The following is a 17,505-nucleotide window of genomic DNA, read 5'->3' as shown; positions in this document are numbered from 1 at the left end:
AGTGTGTTTTCTTGATTTGTTATTTACTCCAATTTCTTAAAAATTTAATCCCTTCGTCAGCAAAATTATCCTGACTCGAAGCAAGCGGACGCCAGATGCAAACCGCACCGGCCAATTCCTTTACTTCAGGAGTGAAACTTTCAACAGAAACTGCGCCCTGATAGTTGATAGCCTCCAAGCCTCTTTTAAAAGCATCCCATCTGGTTTGACCAGTACCTGGAGTACCTCTGTAATTTTCCGAAACCTGTACATGAAGAAGATTATCTCCTGCCAATAAGATTGCCCTTTCGATATCAGGTTCCTCAATATTCATATGAAAACCATCCAACAATACTTTCGCTGCAGGATGACCAATATCATTGATCAGCTGAACAACATCTTCTGCAGTATTGATCAGATCAGACTCGAAACGATTTAAAGGTTCTATAGCCAGTTGAAGACCCCTTTCATCTGCCATTTCACCAACCTTATAAAGATTGGAAACAGCTCTGTTCCACTCTATTTTTTTCTGTTCAGGCGAAACCAAACGCGCTTTACCTACCGCAGAATACATTGGTCCGGCAAAAAAACCTGCTTCAAGTTCATACGCTATTTCCAGACATGATTCTATATAATCAAAACTGGTGTTGTGATAGCTCACATCATCATGTGTTAAATCTCTTGAAGGCCCAAATGCCCCACAAATGGCTGCTTCCAGCTCAAACTCTTTAAGCGCTTCTTTAACACTTTTTATATCAATTAAAGCGGGATCTTCAACCGGTATTTCTACCAAATCATACCCCATACTTTTAATCTTTGAAAACAATGAAATGGTATCTGTTTTAAAGGGGGATGTCCATAACCACGTACTAACACCTAACTTAATATTTAAACTCATAATATACCCTTGCTCTAATTATTTGGTTACTTTCATTATACCATTCATGATACTCCAATGCCCAGGGAAAGTACACACAAAAGGGTAGTCTCCTGGTTTATCAGGTGCTGTAAACTGCAAAACAACTTTTTCTTCCGGATTCAACAACTTAGTTGAGAACAAGATTTCAGGAATAGCGGGCACATAATTTTTCTCTGCACCATTAGGATCTTTCGCCATTTCATCAGCCGCTGCACCAACTTTTTTAAGTGTACCTGGTTTAGCGATTACCATATTGTGCTGCATAAAATCAGGGTTTTCCAGGTTGATAGTTACTGTTTGTCCTGCTTTTACAGTGAATGAGGTTTTATTAAACTTCATCACGTGCTCAACAATCTTAATATTGATCACCACTTCATTAGCAGGATTTGCAGAATGATGCTCCTTTTCAGACGTGGCAACTTCTTTAGTTTTTACATTTGGAAGAATCTCCTTAACGATTGTCTGTATAAATGGTGACTGACTTGAAGCAGTTTTAGACATTGCTAAAAATCCCTCATGGTGCAGTAATGCTGCTGTATACAATGCCTGCGCAACATACTTATCCTTTGCATTTACAGAATCTGTAGCCGCTTCATATAAAAGATGCCCAAGGTGAACAGAAGCCGGTATATCTGATATGGCAAGTATGGCCGCTAATCGTACACGCAAATCTTTATCCTTAAGTAAATTTGCTTTTTGGATTGCCCCAATCATTGCATTGTCTTTCGGAAGTGCCTGAATTGCTGCTTTCCTTACACCAGCCGCCGGATGGCTTAACGCTGACTGCACTACTTTTAAAGCTTCAGCATTAGATCCATCTAAAGTACCTAATCCCTGTAAAGTCCAGATTGCATTTACAGCCGGTCCATTTAAGCCTATTTCATCAACCTTTTGGTTATTAATAATTTTGTAAAGACCAGGCAAAACTGACAAGTTTTTAGATTCTACCAGTAAGCGCTGAGCTGTCATCCTCCAGAATAAATTATCATTTTCTAAAGCCGACAATAATCCTTCAGGATTGTCTTTAGACAGCTTAATAGGAGTATACGGTTTTGCGTTTTTATATTTAATTCTGTAAACACGACCGCGTACACGATCACGCAATGGGTTTATATAAGCATTACCTTCACCATTCTCAAATCCACGAGGTGTAGGATTATGCTGAATGATAAAATCATACCAGTCTGCCACCCATACTGCACCATCAGGACCAACTTCGGCATGTACCGGGCCTACCCACTCATCAGAACTTGCTAAAAAGTTCCAGCCATCTTTTTCAATAAATCCAGCTCCTTCTTTTTCAAGTATTGCACTGTGGATTACACGACCAGTAGGCTCACAAACAAAAGCTGTTCTATTCCAATAGCTTTTAGGGAAATTTCTGGCTGTATAAAAATTATGTCCTGCTGCAGCAGTGAAACCACCATGCACATCCACTTGTCTTAAATTTGGAAATACCACATGCATCTCATAGTGCCCATCAATCTTCTGAACTGATTGAACATTAGAACCCGGCAATACTTTGCGCATATATTTTTCAGGCATCGAGAAAAATGCCGTATGTGTATTATTGGCTGTAGAAATAAATACGTCGTTATCTTCTGTAAAAGCTAATCCCCAGGTGTTATTACTTGTTCTGCCTTTAAAATCGAAGTTCTTACCATCAGGACTGAAGCTATAAACACCCTGACCAAACTTTAAATTCTGATCGCCAATTTTACCCTCAAAACCGGAATAACCTACAACTCCCCATATCTTATTATCAAAGCCATATTTTAAATTAGATGGCCCTGCATGAGTATCACTTTTACCCCAACCAGTTATAAGGTTCTCACGAATATCAGCTTTATCATCCCCATCAGTATCCTTCAAGAAAATAAAATTCGGAGCCTGAGCAACTATTACACCACCATTTGAAAACATGATACTGGTAGGAATATTTAGGCCATCAGCAAAAATTGTAAACTTATCGGCTTTGCCGTCACCATCTGTATCCTCACAGATTTTTATTCTATCATCACCCTTACCATCTTTATTTCTTATCGTATTTGGATAGTCAATAGTCTCTATTACCCATAACCTACCCTTTTCATCCCATGCCATTGAAATAGGATTGATAATATCAGGTTCTGAAGCAAATAACTGTATATCAAAATCTACAGGAACCTGAATGCGCTTTTGAGATTCTGCAGGTGTAAAAGCATGCTGAAATCTTGGTGCAGGATTACGATTTTCGTAATTAGGTATGTTAGCATCTGAATATACACCTACCGGAATTTTATAGTCTAAAATTTGTTTTTGAACCTTATCTCCCAATGCCCATAGTACACCGTTTCCGATAAGTTTTATAAAATCAGGTTGCTTCCAAGTACTGTCATTGTGACCACTTGCAGTGTAAAATACCCTTCCCTTACCTTGTTTACGAACCCAGGTATATGGTTCATGTAAGTCACCCTCCACACGTTCCTGCAAAACGGTCATATCTGGATTTAACTTCGTATGAACATACGTTTCGTCCCATGATGAGAATGGATTAACACCCTTCATAACCGGATGATTTTTGTTTACAGTTACCGCAGAGAATACCCCCGTTTTATGCGTACTAAACTGTCCACCGACAGCCTTAATGTACCAATCAGAATTTTGAAAGCAGAATGATGCAGAATGGATAGGTATCAATGCTTTTCCACCTTCTACAAAATCTTTAAGCGCTTTTTCTTTATCTGGCGTAATGGTATCGTAATTACCATAAATAATTATGCCATCGTATTTATTAAGCGTTTCTGTGTTTAACAAACTTGTATCTGCTGTATAAGTAACATTAATGCCCAGCGCAAAAAGAGGACTGATTAGCATTGGTGCAAGTTTTGATGAATTGTGATGGGTGCTTTCATTCCCCAGAAATAAAACTTCAGCTCTCCGAGGATGCTGCTTTTCTGTGTTTCCACCCACTACCCTGGTTTTATTGGAACAATATTGAAACAGGATACTACTTAGTACGATTAGAAAAATAATCTTTTTCATTTTGGCCATTCTTATATTTGGAAATACAAATAAGCCAATTATTATATCATTATTCTATCTAAATTTTATCAGATTCTAACTCTATTTTGTCATTGACTTATTTTTACATACTTTCACATTAGATGAAAAGTATTGTTCAAAAATCAGCTATCCCATACTCCAAAGTACTGGTTGTAAAGCGACTGGAGGAATTAAATTTCGACCCTAACTTACACTTGCATCCTGAATATCAATTGTTTTTGGTACTAAAAGGCTGGGGAACACGCTTTATTGGAGATAACATTAAACCTTTTAATCCTGGCGACCTTGTATTTACAGGGCCAAATCTACCACACCTATGGAGGAACGACCCGGCGGATATTAAAAAGTTATCCAAAACGCTAGGTATAGTAATCTACTTTCCGCAAAACTTTCTAGGGGATATCATCAACACAAAGGAGGAATTGGAGAACATCCGCTTACTATTTGAAAATGCAGGAAGAGGTTTGGAGATTCATGGTAAAACCAATAAGGTTGTCAGCAAAATGATGCAGGAATTACTTCATGCAAAAGGCGCAACTAGGATAATTATATTACTTCAAATCTTAAATACTCTAGCTGAGTCTACAGAATGCCACCCCATTACTCATGTTAATTATATCCCAATAAACAACAGAACTGAGTCTGACAGGATGAATAAGATCTATCATTACATAATGAAGAATTTTAAACACAAGATAAGCCTGGAGGTTATAGCCGATCTTATAAACATGACACCGACTTCATTTAGCAGATATTTCAAATCGAGAGTTAACAAGTCTTTTTCAGATTTCTTAAAGGAGCTAAGAATTGATTATGCGCGCAAACTTCTGAATGAAAATAAAATCAGCATCAACAGTGTGAGTTATGATGCGGGCTACACAACTCTTTCTAATTTTAACAAGCAATTTAAAGAGGTAACAGGAAAAACTCCTCTTCAGTATAGGAATGAATACCTTAAAATAAGGACAGAAAGCATCTAGAATTTTCGACTGCTGCAGACTGCACTAAATGAACAAATTGAACAAATTTGAGCACACCATTGATTTCCCTATTATACAAATGGTTTTAAAGCCAAAAACCCACATTTCACCTATATAAGTCAACATATGGTGTCATTTGAGCTCCACTACCTCGACATTGTTTTTTCACTTTTATTACTACTTTCGTTTCAGTGTTGGCCAACATAGGCGTATCCTGAAAAGCCTTTAATGAGTAAGGAATTTAATAATAACAACCCCTATTATGAACAAGTTAGAATTAAACAATCTTGGTGTTCAAGAAATGAACACAGCTGAAATGACAAAAGTTGAAGGTGGTGGTTTGCTAGGTGGTATCTTAGATAGTCTTTTGACTTCTGTTGTAGGTACTGTAAACTCTGTAGCTGCTGATACTTCTTCTTTCTTAAGCAAAACATTAACAAATGTTTTGAAACTGGTTTGGAGCCTGTAAGAAAAAATATCTGTAACCGCCATTCTGAAATTCAGAGTGGTGGTTACTTTAATATCCCCCTATATGCCCCTGTCTACCTATTCCGCAGAAACAATTTCAAGTACCTCTCTTGTTTATCGATCACAAATCAATAAGTCAACCAAGCTAATATACCTAATTGCAGTATTTGCAATCCTTGGAACCTTTGCCGCTCTCCCATTTATAAAAACTCCAATCAGTGTAAAAAGCTCTGGTCTATTACAATCTTCAATTGAAAAAACTGAACTAACAATACCTGTAAACGGCAGACTTACCCTGCTTAAGCTTACAGACAATAAGAAACTTAAACAAGGCGATACACTCCTAATTATTGATGGAGCGCTCCCCAAACAGCAGGGTGCCTTGGTACAAAACCGTCAGGGACAAATCGGACAATTCCTGAAGGATATAAGTATGCTGTTAATTTATATTAACCGAAACGGATACAGTTATCCAAGTCTGCAAACAGGTCAGTACAATGCTTCCTGGCAGCAATTTGCCCAAGAGCTTGAAAATGCAAGAATAGCAAAAAAGCAAGCCGAGAGCACCTTCAACCGATACAACAAGCTATACCAGAATAAAGTGCTTACAGAGTCTGAATACGACAAGTATAAATTTGAACTTGAACAGGCAGAATCTGCATTTTTAATGGTTAGTACAAAATATAAAACCCAATGGCAAACAGAGGCTAATCAATTGCGCAATGAATTGCGTGAGCTTTCTGGTCAGCAGGTAGAAATAAACGAACAAAAAAAGCAATACATATTAAGAGCACCTATAGCTGGTTCATTACAAAACTTAGTTGGTCTTCAAAAAGGAGCTTATGTTTTTGCCAATCAAAAAATAGGAGAAATATCTCCCGACACGAACATAACGGCCTTTTGCTATATCAAACCTGCAGATATTGGTTTAATAAAAAAAGGACAGCAGGTTCGTTTCCAAATAGATGCATTTAACTATAATCAATGGGGCTTAGCCGAAGGAAAAGTGCTGGACATTTCTGATGATATCATCATAATTAACAATAGCCAGCCCGTGTTTAAGGTAAAATGTAGTCTGGACAGGAATTATTTAGTTTTAAAAAATGGTTACAAAGGATATTTAAAAAAGGGTATGAATTTTACTGCCCGCTTTACTGTAACCGAAAGGAGTTTATACCAATTATTATACGATAAGGTAGATGATTGGGTAAATCCAAATGTTAGCGGAGCGATATGAGAAGGCTATGAGCATCAAAGTAAAACAACATGATATAACTGACTGTGGAGCAGCTTGCCTTGCCTCTATAGCATCCCACTATAAATTAGATTTGCCTCTTGCACGTATCAGGCAACTTGCAGGTACAGACAAAAAGGGAACAAACGTACTTGGAATGGTAGAGGCTGCCGAAAAATTGGGCTTTGAGGCTAAAGGGGTTAAAGGCCCATTTGATAGTCTCTTTAAAATTCCAAAACCGGCCGTTGCACATCTTATTGTCGAAAACATCCTACAACACTATGTGGTGATTTATAAAGTCACCAGTAAATATGTTGAGGTGATGGATCCGATTGACGGGCAGATGCACCGCAAAAGTCATGAGTTGTTTAAAAAAGAATGGACAGGCGCTTTAGTACTGCTTCTTCCTGCCGAAGAGTTTCAGTCGGGAAATGAAAAAGTATCTGTACAAGGTCGCTTCTGGAATCTGATACGACCTCACAAAAGCATCCTTTTACAGGCATTATTTGGCGCAATTGTTTATACCATACTTGGATTATCTACTTCTGTATTTGTACAAAAGTTAGTCGATTTTGTACTTGTAGATGGGAATAGGAACTTACTCAATTTAATGAGTATAGGAATGATTGTCATTCTGGCACTTCAACTCTTTATAGGCACGGCTAAAACTATCTTCACCCTCAAAACAGGGCAAATGATAGATGCCCAACTGATACTAGGGTATTACAAACACTTGCTAAAACTACCTCAACAGTTTTTTGACACCATGCGTGTCGGCGAAATCATTTCAAGGATTAATGATGCAGTAAAAATCAGAGCCTTCCTTAATGATGTGAGCATAAACTTTTTAGTAAACATCTTTATTGTATTTTTCTCATTTATAATGATGTTTACCTATTACTGGAAGCTGGCCTTAATCATGCTAACGGTAATCCCATTATATCTCCTGATCTACTACATTACTAATAAACTGAATAAAAAGGCTCAGAGAAAGCTAATGGAGGATTCAGCTGAACTGGAATCACAATTAGTTGAAAGCTTAAATGCTATAGGGACAATAAAACGTTTCGGTTTAGAGGGGCATGCCAATGAAAAAACTGAAACACGCTTTATAAAATTATTGCAAACAGGATTTAAATCTAATATCAATTCCGTTTTTTCAGGAACCTCTTCCGAATTGGTGTCGCGATTACTTACCATTATCTTGTTATGGGTAGGCGCAGGCTATGTATTGGAAAGTAAAATTACCCCAGGTGAACTGCTATCATTTTATACACTTATAGGTTATTTCACCGGACCGGTATCTTCTTTAATTGGCATGAATAGAACCGTTCAGGATGCCGTTATAGCTGCTGACAGGCTATTTGAGATCATGGACTTAGAGAGAGAAAATGATGAGAACCAGATTGATCTTACACCTGATAAAATAGGTGATATTCATTTTGAGAATGTTTCTTTCCGTTATGGAACCAGGGTTACAGTTTTTGAAAACCTTAACTTAACCATACCTAAAGGGAAATTCACTGCCATTGTTGGAGAAAGCGGCTCGGGTAAATCAACCCTCATGTCTATACTCCAAAACATCTACCCTATCCAAAAAGGGAATGTTAGCATTGGCAAATACGACTTAAAATATATTCGTAACTCTTCTCTTAGAAATGTTGTTTCTGTAGTACCACAGAAAATTGACCTCTTCGCCGGAAACGTAATTGACAATATTGCAGTTGGTGATTATGAACCGGATATGCAAAGAATCATCGATATATCCACTCAACTTGGAATTATAGACTTTATAGAAACACTGCCATCAGGATTCCAAACATACCTTGGAGAAAATGGGACTACCCTATCAGGCGGACAAAGACAGCGTATAGCAATAGCCAGAGCAATATATTGTAATCCAGAGATTCTTATCCTTGATGAAGCTACTTCCTCATTGGACTCAGCATCTGAGCAGCATGTGCAAAGAATGATTGAACTATTAAAGGCACAAAATAAAACTGTAATCGTTATAGCCCATCGCCTAAGCACACTAAACAATGCTGACAAGATCATTGTATTAGACAAAGGACTTGTGGTTGAAGAAGGAACACATAACGAGTTGTTATTTGATAAAAATTCTGCCTATGCAAATCTTTGGAAGTTACAAGTCCCTCAATTAACAAGTCAGGTTTAATGTCTGTTTCTAATCTTATTTTAGGCAACCAAAAGCTTTCGTTTAAACTTAGAACTTAATGGCAAAATATCTGTTGTGTATTCAATAAACAAATGTAACGCTATGAAAACGGAACCAATTGTAATTGAGAGAATCCTTAATGCTTCAATAAATAGTGTTTGGCAAGCATTAACTGACAACCAAAAGATGAAACAATGGTATTTTGACATTGAGGAATTTGAACCGGAAGTTGGTTTTGAGTTTAAGTTTTATGGTGGAAGTGAAGAGAAAAAATACCTTCATATTTGTAAAGTAACCGAAGTAGTGCCCTACCACAAACTTATTTACAGTTGGCATTACGACAGCCAACCAGGGATGTCATATGTAACCTTCGAATTGTCAGAAGAAGGAGAAAAAACGAGACTAAAGCTGACGCACGAGGGCTTAGAAAGCTTTCCTGCAGATAGGGATTCGGCATTTGCTAAAGATAATTTCACTGAAGGATGGAACATGATTATAGGCACTTTATTAAAGGAATATCTGGAGAAAGAATAATTTTCCCAAGCAAATGTTATACCTTGCGGGGTGTAAAACACTTCTACTATTTATGGCAACATCCCGAAAGGCTGCGTTAAGTTTCATTTTTATCACCTTACTACTTGATGTTATTGGCATTGGCCTTATCATCCCTGTATTTCCTCAGTTAATTGAACAGCTAATTGGCGGCAATATTAGCCAGGCATCTCAATGGAGTGGCTGGTTAACCTTTGCATATGCTATTATGCAATTTATTTGCGCTCCCATCATCGGAAACCTAAGTGATAAATACGGTCGGCGACCAGTTCTACTTTTATCCCTATTGGGATTCGGAATAGATTATATTTTCCTTGCCTTAGCCCCTACCATATGGTGGCTCTTTGTAGGTCGCATAATAGCCGGTGTTTTTGGCGCAAGCATGACCACAGCTACAGCATATATTGCAGACATCAGTACAAAAGAAAATCGTGCACAAAATTTCGGAATGATTGGAGCAGCCTTTGGAGTAGGCTTTATTATTGGCCCTGCCCTTGGAGGTTTACTTGGAGAAATTGGTCCGCGTGTACCTTTTGTAGCCGCAGCAATATTAACTTTTATTAATGTGATTTATGGCTATTTTGTATTACCTGAATCACTAGATAAAGAACATAGACGTGCATTTGAATGGAAAAGAGCTAACCCACTTGGCTCTTTGATGCAGCTTAGAAAATACAAAGGTCTCGGCGGCCTAATCATAGCACTTGTTTTCCTTTATATAGCCAGTCATTCAGTGCAAAGCACATGGACATTTATCAATATCGAGAAGTTTAACTGGAGTACCTCAATGATAGGAATATCATTAACTGTAGTAGGTGTTCTTGTAGCTGCCGTACAAGGTGGCTTAATCCGTTTTATTAATCCTAAACTGGGTAATGAAAAGAGTATTTATGTAGGGTTTATTCTATATGCTATAGGTCTTTTCCTGTTTGCCTTCGCTTCAGAAAGCTGGATGATGTTCGCTTTCCTGGTTCCTTATTGCCTTGGTGGTATTGCAGGACCTGCTTTACAAGCAATTATGTCTGGCAATGTACCTCAAAACGAACAAGGAGAATTGCAAGGTGCATTAACGAGTTTAATGAGTGTAACTGCAATTATAGGCCCCATATTCATGACAAACTTATTTGCATGGTTTACAAGGCCCGGTGCGACAGTTAAATTTGCAGGAGCTCCGTTTTTAGCCGGAGCTGTATTGATGCTAATAAGTGTATTAATTGCTTTTAAAACAATGAAGGGGCATTCGTTTATAAATAGAAAGAATGCTTAGCTATTAATAGCTGCCCAAATCATATCTTTTAATTCAACTAATCCTTTTTGTGCTACAGATGAAATAAATATAGAAGGAATATTTTTAGGAAGTTCCTTCTTCATTTCTGCTACTAGTTCCTCATCAAGCATATCTGATTTGGTAATCGCCAGTAAATGTGGTTTTTGCATAAGCTCAGAGTTATAATCCTTAAGCTCTGCCTTAAGTATTTCATACTCTTCAGTTATAGTTCTTTGTGTATCAGCAGGCACCATAAATAGCAATACAGAATTACGCTCTATATGTCTTAAAAATCTATAACCTAATCCTTTACCTTTAGAAGCACCCTCTATAATTCCAGGAATATCCGCCATTACAAAAGATTTATTATCCCTGTAAGAAACAATACCTAAATTAGGTACAATCGTTGTAAAAGGATAATCTGCAATCTCTGGTTTAGCAGCTGATACTACAGACAACAAAGTTGATTTACCCGCATTAGGAAATCCAACCAAACCAACATCTGCAAGAACCTTAAGTTCAAGTACCATCCACTCTTCTTTACCTGATTCTCCTGGCTGTGCAAAACGTGGAGTTTGCAAAGTAGGTGTTTTAAAATGCCAGTTACCTAAACCGCCTCTTCCTCCAGAAGTAAGAATCTTGGTTTCACCCTCCTGAGTAATCTCAAAAAGGACTTCTCCGGTTTCAGCATCTTTAGCAATAGTACCAAGAGGAACATCAAGAATTTCATCCTTACCCTGTTTCCCTGTTGATGTACCACTAGAACCTGGTGCACCATCCTGAGCGATAATATGCTTACGATATTTTAAGTGAAGCAATGTCCAGAACTGAGTATTTCCCCTTAGTATGATGTGACCACCACGACCACCATCACCACCATCAGGTCCACCAGTAGAAGTCCGTATATCCCGGTGCAAGTGTGCAGAGCCCGACCCTCCTTTTCCAGAGCGACAGCATATTTTAACATAATCTACAAAATTGGAACCTTGTGACATAACCTTCTTTTTTAAAAAAATAAACCTGAAAGAACTTTTCAGGGTACATGAAAATAGCGGGAAGAACTGAAAATCCGCCCCGCTATTTGTATTATTATTGAATTAGTATTTATCTATTACAGCGCTTAACTCAGCAAAAATGTCATCGATTTTTCCGATACCATTAACTTTACTTAGTTTCCTTTGCCCTTCATAGTAAGGTAAAACGTGAATAGTTTTACTGAAGTACTCTTCTATACGCTTTTGCAACTTATCAGCCTGATCATCAACACGACCAGTCTCAATTTGTCTTTGCGCAATACGTTTAGTTAGCTCTTCCTGATCAACATCAAGTGCAATTACACCGGCAATTGAACTTCCTTTGCTTACAAGAAACTCATCCAATGCCTCTGCCTGAGGAACTGTACGAGGAAATCCGTCGAATATAAATCCTTTAGCTCCAGGATTCTTATCAACTTCTTCTTCCAACATAGCGATTGTAATTTCATCAGGTACAAGTTGTCCTTCTGCAATCAGGGCACTTACTCTCTGTCCCAAAGGAGATTGATTCTTGATATGGGCCCTAAAAAGGTCGCCTGTTGAAATGTGAATTAACTGATACTTCTCAATTAATTTTTCTGATTGGGTGCCTTTGCCTGCACCCGGTGGGCCAAAGAGAACAAAATTAAGCATTCGGGTTGTCTTTAAAGTTAAAAAGCCTTCTGCGCAAGCAGTAAGGCTTTTGATTGTTATTTATACATTCACAGTTAAAAATCTCTGAGAAATTTATTGAAGATTTAATAAAATTCACTTCTACAAATAGAGATTTAACCATTCAAAATAATTTACTTATACCTATTAAATCAGTTGTGATAACTCTCCAGTTCTCAATTCATTAATCTCAATAAATACAGAGAAAAGAAGGTTACTTTTTAGCCTGCAAATATATAATTATTAATTTACTATATCCATTTTTTTACAAATAACCCCTACCAAGGGCCACTGCAAGGTAATTAAGCCATTATTACCAACTATTGATAAGCTCCTTTACTAATCAAATTATTCACAATTCGGGTTTTACCTTCTTTGTCAGTTGCCCCATTTATTGCAGTAGAAATAACCGTTCCTGTATTTTTTGCAGGTGATGCAGAATTAAGATGAAAATCATTAGCTACAGCATTTACAAACAGAGGATCTGTACCCGACAAAGAGCCATTATCACCTCCACAAGCTGCTTTCCACAAAGCAAAATCTGTATAAGGAACGTTATTCCATCGCCAAATGTTTAATCCTTTAGAATAGTACAAATTATTGCTAACAACATTATTTGAACCACCTGCAACCTGCTTATTAATAAATACACCCCTATCCACCCTTGGATAAATAATGTTATTACTAATCACATTATCATTACAATTTTCAGTTAACCTAATCTCACCCTCAACTTCATTCGAATAGCCCAAATCTTTGCTATTTTGATACAAGGTATTGTTAACTATATAACATTTATTAGTCCCCCCACCTGTATAACCTATATAACCACCAAGATATATTCCTGCCAGTGAACAATTGTAAACCACATTATTTCTTACAATACATTCCTGAGTAGGAAAGTTGTCTGTTTCGCTAACAATTCCAATACCGCGACCGCTATCCCTAACCAGATTTCTTTCAACCAGAATATTTCTAGCGCCATCAATATAAATACCTATAGCCCCATTATGATCCTTATATGCAGGAATTGGGCCTGTTCTACCATCAATATTAAAGATTTCATTATCAGCAATTATTCCATTACGCACATAATTATAAGCCGGATTAGGATTTGCAGCATAGCCCCCCGCAGCCACAATGCCAATATTCTCGCCATTGTAAACCTTGTTTTTCCTAATCTCAAAACCATCTACATAACCATTTATTGTTAAGTTTTCACTGTAGCCTGTATTGCAATCAAAAACCTCATTTTCTTCAACTAAAATTCTTGTAAGAGGAACTTCAGTATTACCAATTATATGTATCCCATGGCCACTTCTCCCTTTTTCGGGAGCAGCATTATTTTCAATATTAAATACACGGTTCTTTTTTAAGGTGATGTTATTTGACCCACCTTTTACTACTATCCCATCAACATTAGCCCATGCATTAGTCGTTTTAAAATCACAAACATCAAAACCATCAATTACAATAAAGCTTACATTATTTACCGTAATCAATGCTTCATTGCCAGACACAGAAAGTCCATCGCCACTAATAATAGCTTTTTCTTCCTGATACGGTTTTAAAGTAATCACTTTATCTTTTCTTCCAGATTTAGAAAAGGAGACTTTTTCCTTGTAGGTGCCTCCTCTTACAAAAACCGTAAAGCCGGGGTTAACTAATTCAAGTCCTTTCTTAATAGTGTTTACCGGAGCTTCCAATGTCCCATTGTTTGAATCATTTCCATTAACAGCAACATAAATATCTTTTCCTGAAGCTTGTACTTCTGGCTTATCTGAACCGGATGAGGAACTTTTCTTACTACACGCAGATAAAACACCATAACTTAACATGATGACTCCTAAAAGAAAAATGCGCTTAAAACAATTTAATCCTACTGTATTCATTTTATAAATTCAATAAGCGACCAATTAAGAGCAAAAAGCCTTTAATTGGTCGCAATGTTTGTATTAAAATCAACTAAAAAGTTTATTCTGAGACTATTTTCCTAATGCTATTGTTATTTCTATCCAACACATAAACAGTTCCGTTCTTATCAACAGTCACTCCTGCAGGAGCACTAAATGCTGCTGCTTTGCCAACTGCATTTACATTCCCTGCATTTGCAGATCCAGCGAAAGTACTTACTTCATAAGTGGTTCCATTGACATAACGAATGCTCTGATCAGGATTAGAAGTACTAGCGCCATCAGAGCCATTCCCAGCTATATATAAATTATTCTCAGCATCAATAGACATCCCCCATGCATAGGCAAATTTTGCAGTACCAGCCGCTCCATCCAAATAGCCAACTGAACCGGATCCAGCGACAGTTTTACCAGTCCAATTAGGAACATCGAATTTTTTAATTACCTGCTCTCCTTGCATATTTACAAACAGATTACCCGCATTATCAAACGCAAGCGCCGAAGGACGATTCAAACCGGCAATCACTTGACTAGTAACAGCCTCAGGCGTAACTTGATAAACGTTACCTGAAGGATTACAACTCGTATAAAAAACATTACCGCTCTTCTTATCGAAAGCAACACTCCATGGTTCTTGATTTGCCCATGCAAAAATAGTAGCAGTACCATCTGGAGTAATTTTTCTAACATCCCAATTCCCAGGATCAACACAATACAAATTACCTTGAGGATCTATTGTAAGTCCATAAGGGATACTAAACTTAGCAGCCGTCCCCTTACCATCAGCGTAACCTCCACTATTAGGATTACCAGCAAAAGTGGATACGTTTCCGTCCTTATCGATTTTCCTGATGCAATGATTGCCTACATCAGTTACATACACATTAAGATTGTCATCAACAACAATACCACTGGTCCTATACCATCCTTCACTACTAAAATTAAATACAGCATCAGCACCCTGACCATTTGCAAACCCAGCAACGCCAGAACCCGCAAGTGTAGTCACAGTCCTTGTATACTCGTACGTAAAAGTACTTGCACTTGTTGCCGTCTTATCGCCAATTGTTACTGTAATGGCTCCTGAACCTGCCTTTTTTGGCACCACAACCATCAATTGTTTCCCGTTAACTCCTATTACCTTTAAAGGTTTATCATTTAAAGTAACCTTAATTTTTGAGGTATCAGTCGTAAAATTACTTCCGTTAATTAATATTTCAGTACCGCCACTACCCTTTTCAGGAAGTATTTTATCAATTGTTATTGGAGATGAATCATCATGTTTAAATCCTTCATCCTTTTTACAACTCGCAATTATTATCACCAGAAAAGCGGCGATAAATAAGCAAGTATATATATATCTTTTCATAATCTTATACGTATTAATAAATGATGAACTCCATTACCAGCCCGGGTTTTGTACTAAAGATGAATTTTTATCAATATCATCCTGCGCAATAGGGAATAAGTACATCTTATCGGTCCAGACCCTGTTTTGAAGCAAGGTTCTTTTATTATAATCTGCAAACGCAAACCCCTGATTACCATCACTTGTAATGGTATTCATTCTGTAAATGCTTTGCACTTTCGTATCTCCCATCATCAACCTTCTGATCAAAGTAAAATACCTATCACCTTCAAAAGCCAATTCTATTTGCCTTTCTCTCAAAATCCATTTCCTCATTTCATCCTGATTCCCTACAGCTCCCGGATAAACAGTTTCCAAATTAGGAACACCCGATCGCTGCCTTACCAGATTCACGTATTTTAATACATCTGTATTACTTGGCTCCACCTCATTCAAAGCCTCTGCATAATTCAAATACATTTCAGCAAGACGGAGGTGAATAAAAGGACGATAAGCCACTGAACTGGTTCTTATATTAGAAGCAGGGCTGATATTTTTTAACACATCATAACCCGTAATATCTCCATTATTGTTTACACCAACTCCCGATTTCCCTGAGTAATAAAACTCAGCACGACCTGTACCATCCTTATTTGCATCAGAAGAGAAGAAATTCCTATCATCCGAAGTAGGCGCAGGCAAAACCGGTTTGCCGTTATACTGAATACTTACATAGAACCTTGCTTCGCGGTTAACGTACATATTTGAATTCCCTTTAACATAACCTCTATTTAAACCATCTCTTGATTTACCCCAGTTGGCCGGATCATCAGACTGAACAAAACCAGTTTCAACATAATGAGATTGAGGATCATCGATAGTCCTTCCATCACGAGTGTAAAAGGCATCTACAACATTCTGCGTTGCATTTTGCATATCAAACCCTCCTGGTTTAGGCGCACAACGTACCTCGTGCCCCCACTGCCATGAATTGGCCAAATTGGTAGAGAACAGTATTTCATTGTTCCAGTTTGTCAGAAACAGATTACGGAAAGATAGATACGGATCAAACTGAGCATCACCTTCATCAATATTTGTAAAGAGTTTATAACCCTGCAAGTTAATTACAGCTTTGGCAGCATCAGCAGCTACTTTCCATTTATTTGCATCGTACTGCGAAGGTGCTAAAGAAGTCCCATCCTTATTGTTAAACCCTGCAAACTTTGGATTGCCATTCCACAGCGGACTAGCTGCTAACAACGTTACTTGTGATTTAACAGCAAGACAAGATGCTTTAGTCGCCCTGCCATAGTTTACCGAAGAAGACCAGGCATCAGGCAAATCTGCTGCTGCTCTGTCTAATAAGGAGTTGATATGATCAACACATTCATTAAATGGTGTACGAGGGTATTTATTAAAGTCGTCATTAAGACTCAATAATTCAGTAACCTTAACAAAAGGTCCGTATTGTCTTAATAGCTTCCAGTAAAACCAACCCCTTAAAAAAATAGCTTCTGCTTTGTATTGTTTTTTCAAATCTGCTCCGATTAAACTCTCAGGCATTTTATCAATATTTTGCTCAAATACAATACTTTGTCTGATACCGGCATAATTATCACCCCAGTAATACCAATAATTACTCTGAGCATTCCAATTTCCAGTAATCATTTTACGAACGGCTACCCCTTGAATACTACATGAGGTTTCATCACTTGCACCAAGCATACTATAAGTATCTGCTGGTATTGAAATATGACTATAAATCTGATTTAGGTAAGATTCCGCATTTGCTCTGGTTTGCCAAAGCATATCAGAAGTAAGTAAATTATCAGGTGTTTTATCTAAATATTTACAACCTGGACTAAACAACAATATGCACAGTGCAATACTGCCGAAAGAAAGAAAGTTTTTATATAAGTTATTCATTGTAATCATTTTA

General features: G+C 37.5%; 13 protein-coding genes. 6 read left to right on the top strand and 7 right to left on the bottom strand.

Annotated features, from left to right (window positions below):
* Positions 1-19: 19 nt before the first annotated feature.
* Together HQN83_RS20735 and HQN83_RS20730 are read right to left on the bottom strand one after the other, a co-directional pair.
* Positions 20-877 (bottom strand): sugar phosphate isomerase/epimerase family protein, encoded by an 858-nt coding sequence (locus HQN83_RS20735; RefSeq protein WP_173092960.1) that lies wholly within the window; start codon positions 875-877, stop codon positions 20-22.
* 18 nt (positions 878-895) lie between these two features.
* The gene (locus HQN83_RS20730; protein ID WP_173092958.1) at positions 896-3,922 is read right to left on the bottom strand and encodes a PVC-type heme-binding CxxCH protein; all 3,027 of its coding nucleotides are present in this window, start codon (positions 3,920-3,922) and stop codon (positions 896-898) included.
* Positions 3,923-4,044: 122 nt separating this feature from the next.
* On the opposite strand from HQN83_RS20730, the gene HQN83_RS20725 reads away from it, so the two are divergent.
* From HQN83_RS20725 to HQN83_RS20700, 6 genes are all read left to right on the top strand, one after another.
* A complete protein-coding gene (locus HQN83_RS20725) occupies positions 4,045-4,923 on the top strand; it encodes an AraC family transcriptional regulator (protein ID WP_173092956.1) in 879 nt (292 codons plus the stop codon).
* Positions 4,924-5,185: 262 nt separating this feature from the next.
* Positions 5,186-5,392: a hypothetical protein gene (locus HQN83_RS20720; protein WP_173092954.1), complete on the top strand. Its 207-nt coding sequence runs from the start codon at positions 5,186-5,188 to the stop codon at positions 5,390-5,392.
* Positions 5,393-5,455: 63 nt separating this feature from the next.
* Positions 5,456-6,628 carry an HlyD family secretion protein gene (locus HQN83_RS20715; RefSeq protein WP_173092952.1) on the top strand — a complete coding sequence of 391 codons (1,173 nt, stop codon included), beginning with the start codon at positions 5,456-5,458 and terminating at the stop codon, positions 6,626-6,628.
* Positions 6,629-6,635: 7 nt separating this feature from the next.
* Positions 6,636-8,801 (top strand): peptidase domain-containing ABC transporter, encoded by a 2,166-nt coding sequence (locus tag HQN83_RS20710; RefSeq protein WP_173092950.1) that lies wholly within the window; start codon positions 6,636-6,638, stop codon positions 8,799-8,801.
* Positions 8,802-8,903: 102 nt separating this feature from the next.
* Positions 8,904-9,335 carry an SRPBCC family protein gene (locus HQN83_RS20705; protein WP_173092948.1) on the top strand — a complete coding sequence of 144 codons (432 nt, stop codon included), beginning with the start codon at positions 8,904-8,906 and terminating at the stop codon, positions 9,333-9,335.
* A 52-nt stretch (positions 9,336-9,387) separates the two neighbouring features.
* Positions 9,388-10,620, top strand: coding sequence for a TCR/Tet family MFS transporter (locus HQN83_RS20700; protein ID WP_173092946.1), 1,233 nt, complete (start codon positions 9,388-9,390; stop codon positions 10,618-10,620).
* On the opposite strand, the gene obgE is transcribed toward HQN83_RS20700, so the two are convergent.
* The 5 genes from obgE to HQN83_RS20675 all read right to left on the bottom strand — a co-directional run bounded on the left by obgE (position 10,617) and on the right by HQN83_RS20675 (position 17,492).
* Positions 10,617-11,615 carry a GTPase ObgE gene (obgE, locus tag HQN83_RS20695; RefSeq protein ID WP_173092944.1) on the bottom strand — a complete coding sequence of 333 codons (999 nt, stop codon included), beginning with the start codon at positions 11,613-11,615 and terminating at the stop codon, positions 10,617-10,619. The genes HQN83_RS20700 and obgE overlap by 4 nt on opposite strands.
* A gap of 102 nt (positions 11,616-11,717) precedes the next feature.
* A complete protein-coding gene (locus HQN83_RS20690) occupies positions 11,718-12,287 on the bottom strand; it encodes an adenylate kinase (RefSeq protein WP_173092942.1) in 570 nt (189 codons plus the stop codon).
* Between the two features lie 338 nt (positions 12,288-12,625).
* Positions 12,626-14,197 carry a right-handed parallel beta-helix repeat-containing protein gene (locus HQN83_RS20685; protein ID WP_173092940.1) on the bottom strand — a complete coding sequence of 524 codons (1,572 nt, stop codon included), beginning with the start codon at positions 14,195-14,197 and terminating at the stop codon, positions 12,626-12,628.
* Positions 14,198-14,279: 82 nt separating this feature from the next.
* Positions 14,280-15,587 carry an IPT/TIG domain-containing protein gene (locus tag HQN83_RS20680; RefSeq protein ID WP_173092938.1) on the bottom strand — a complete coding sequence of 436 codons (1,308 nt, stop codon included), beginning with the start codon at positions 15,585-15,587 and terminating at the stop codon, positions 14,280-14,282.
* A gap of 33 nt (positions 15,588-15,620) precedes the next feature.
* Positions 15,621-17,492: a RagB/SusD family nutrient uptake outer membrane protein gene (locus tag HQN83_RS20675; RefSeq protein WP_217277441.1), complete on the bottom strand. Its 1,872-nt coding sequence runs from the start codon at positions 17,490-17,492 to the stop codon at positions 15,621-15,623.
* Between the last annotated feature and the right edge of the window lie 13 nt (positions 17,493-17,505).

Source organism: Pedobacter foliorum, from assembly GCF_013266735.1.
Lineage (GTDB): Bacteria > Bacteroidota > Bacteroidia > Sphingobacteriales > Sphingobacteriaceae > Pedobacter > Pedobacter foliorum.
The sequence above is the reverse complement of the archived record's forward strand: the minus strand, read 5'-3'. Positions and strand labels throughout refer to the sequence as shown.